The organism is Streptomyces tateyamensis (genome assembly GCF_003205575.1).
In the GTDB taxonomy this organism is placed as follows: domain Bacteria; phylum Actinomycetota; class Actinomycetes; order Streptomycetales; family Streptomycetaceae; genus Kitasatospora; species Kitasatospora tateyamensis.
Window position 1 is genome coordinate 1 of record NZ_PYBW01000280.1, and the last position, 1,721, is coordinate 1,721.

At 68.2% G+C, this 1,721-nt stretch carries 1 protein-coding gene; it reads left to right on the top strand.

All coding sequences use genetic code 11. The features are described from left to right. The first annotated feature begins 832 nt into the window (after nucleotides 1–832). Entirely contained in the window at nucleotides 833–1,555 is a 723-nt protein-coding gene (locus tag C7C46_RS33340; protein WP_110673623.1) for a GNAT family N-acetyltransferase, read from the top strand. Nucleotides 1,556–1,721 lie beyond the last annotated feature (166 nt).

Below are 1,721 nucleotides of genomic sequence, written 5' to 3' on the forward strand. Positions count from 1 at the left end.
ACATCACACCAGGTCACTACCACTGGGGTATGTAAGTCGTGCCACTAGGCGATTCAGAGGTTTCGCACTAGGTCCAACCGCCTGACCTGCATCAATGCCCTGCCGCACCCCCGAGAACCCCGCTCAACTGTGGAACGCAGGTAAGCGGCGGATCTGTTTTCCATCGAGCAAACCTCCTGCGTCTGCTAAAACCCTTTGCTGGGTAACGAGTTCACGAGCTGCCAGGCGCACCGAGAGTCAAGATGTGAGACGCATCACATGCCGTTTTCGGAGTCCCTTGGTTCGTCGAGGGAGCAGTTTGCAGACTTTCCCCGGCCGCACCAAACGCGGATCGAAAACCCCCGCGAATGGGGCCCGTCGGCGCGTCGCGGAAGCAGTGTGCACCCCACTCCCGTCTTGGTGCGGCCGGAAAAACCTGATAGGGCACGCAGCCCTTTCCGCCCCGCACGACCAACTCTGAGCCCTCGCCGGCCGGACGCGTACGGCCGATCTTGTGGTAGGCCGCTGTCTCGCCGCGAGAGTCGATCACATGCCGAGCGGAAGCGAGGCCACCGGGGCGCCACCATTGCCCTCCCTTCGTCCCGCGTCGTCCCGGTCGCCCTTACGGGAACCACTCTCCGGATGAAGCGGCCGTTTTAAAACGGCCGGGTGCCGTGGTATGGGGCGCCACGGGCACTGCCAGGACCGGCTCCGGCGCCACATTGACCGCAGCAGACAGCCCGGTCAACGGACAACGCCCGGGCAGGCGCCGCTGGTTTGCGGGGCCTCGATGACGATCTGGGCGCTTTTATTTCGCAGGTCCGCCTGATGTTCGGGCTGACAGGATCGGGTCATGTCGATAGATCCCTTGCTGATCAGGGCCCGTGGGCTGTGGGAGAACCTGGCTTCGGTGCCGGTGTCGTTTGCGCCGACGGGAGGTGTGAGCGTGGTGGTGTCACCGGAGTCGGGGATGTGCCCGTCGGGTTGGGTCGGCGTGGTGGTGCTGGGAGGTTCGGCGATCGTGACCGCGCCCAGCGAAGATGCGGCCGTGACGGTGCGCAACGCGTTGGCGAACCTGCCGGTTGGGGCTGTCGCTGGTGCCGATTCGGTCCGCGGGGTGCTGTCGGTGGCCCGGGTGCTCGGCCCGGCGGCGCTGGCGTATGTGTCCGCTGAGGGGTTCCGGCCGGTGTCGGCTGGCGGGCTGACGGTAGAACAGTTGCCAGGCGAGCACCCCGACCTGCGGGCCTTGGAGAAACTGGCGGGCGGTCAGGACGCGGATGAGGCCGGGCTCGGCGAGATCACCTCGCCCGCGTTCGTGGTTCGTGAGGTTGGCGAGGTGGTCGCCGCTGCCGGATACCGGGCCTGGCCGAGCCGGACCGCTCACGTCGGCGTGCTGACCGCGCCGCAGTGGCGGGGGCAGGGGCTGGCCCAGCTGACCGGCTCCGGGGCGGTAGCGCACGCGCTGGCGGCCGGGTTGCTCCCGCAGTGGCGGGCCCGGGGGCCCGCATCCCGGCGGGTCGCGCTCGCGCTGGGTTTCCGCGAGCTGGGTGCCCAGCTCAGCATCGAGCTCGCGTAGGCGGGGCGTTCGCCGGGGAGGCGGGTCTCCGCTACCCCGGCGAACACCCCGGTTCACACCGGCGTCGGTGCCGAAGCGGCCGAGGTGAGAGAGTCCAGGTGGGCTTAGAGCATGACCACACGGCCGGATGCAGGGCACACCCATGCCTGAGCCCGAATCCACCGAT

Excerpts from the sequence above, each read along its gene's own strand:
- C7C46_RS33340 (WP_110673623.1), top strand. The coding sequence starts at position 833 with ATGTCGATAGATCCCTTGCTGATCAGGGCCCGTGGGCTGTGGGAGAAC.